At 71.1% G+C, this 892-nt stretch carries 1 protein-coding gene; it reads right to left on the reverse strand.

Annotated elements, in window-relative coordinates:
* Positions 1 to 892, reverse strand: an 892-nt coding sequence (locus IEZ19_RS50015) for a transposase (RefSeq protein ID WP_189317987.1), incomplete at both ends; no start/stop codon positions are given.

Raw genomic sequence — 892 nt, forward strand, 5'->3', positions numbered from 1 at the left:
GGCCGGTGTCGATGAAGGCGGCGATCTCGTCCCACCAGCGGTCGACGGTGGCGGCGAGGCGGCGGACCTCGGGGATGTCGGCGTCCGCGCACCAGGTGAGGAACTTGAAGCGGGCGTGGCCGAGTTGGTGGCGGTCGGCGCCGGTGCGGGCCAGCGCGAGGAGGTTACGCAGGGACTCCTTGGCGATCCACGCGGTCAGCAGCGTCTGTCCGATCTTCCCCTCGCCGAGCAGGGGGTTCCACATCGTCGCGAACTGCTCGTCGGTGAGGTCCTCCCGGTTGCGCAGCAGTTTCCTGCGGGCCTTCCACTCCGGGTCGGTGGCGCGTCCGCGACGTCCGCGCAGTTCGGCGGTGGTGCGGCGCCTGACCTGCGAGAGCATCTTGTTGGCGAGCTGGACGACGTGGAAGTGGTCCACGACCACGACGGCGCCCGGGAGTCCGGTGCGCACGGCGGCCCGGTAGGTGGTGGACATGTCGATCGCGACGTACCGGATGTTCTTTCTCCACTCCAGGCCGGTGGTGGACAGCCAGGCCAGGACGTCGGCGACGGTGCGGCCCTCGACCTGGCCGAGCAGCCCGCCGGTGCCCAGCGCGTCGACGAACCCGGTGTGCCACCGGTCGCGCACCAGCTGCCACTTGCCCGTCTCCGGGTCTTGTGCCCACTTCGTCTTGCCCCGCCGGGTCTCGTCGATGCCCAGGACCTTCACCTCGGGCAGCGGCTTGGCGGTGACCTCACGGGCCTGGACACGGAAGGCTTCCATCACGGTCGGCCAGGAAAGATGCAGGTCGCGGGCGGCCTGGATGACGGTGGAGCCGGCGTCCCGTATGCGGCGTCCGGCCGCACCCCGCAGCCGGGCGGTCAGCCTGGCACCGGCCGGGATCTGCGGGATCTG

The organism is Streptomyces brasiliensis (assembly GCF_014647875.1).
Taxonomy (GTDB): Bacteria; Actinomycetota; Actinomycetes; order Streptomycetales; family Streptomycetaceae; genus Streptomyces; species Streptomyces brasiliensis.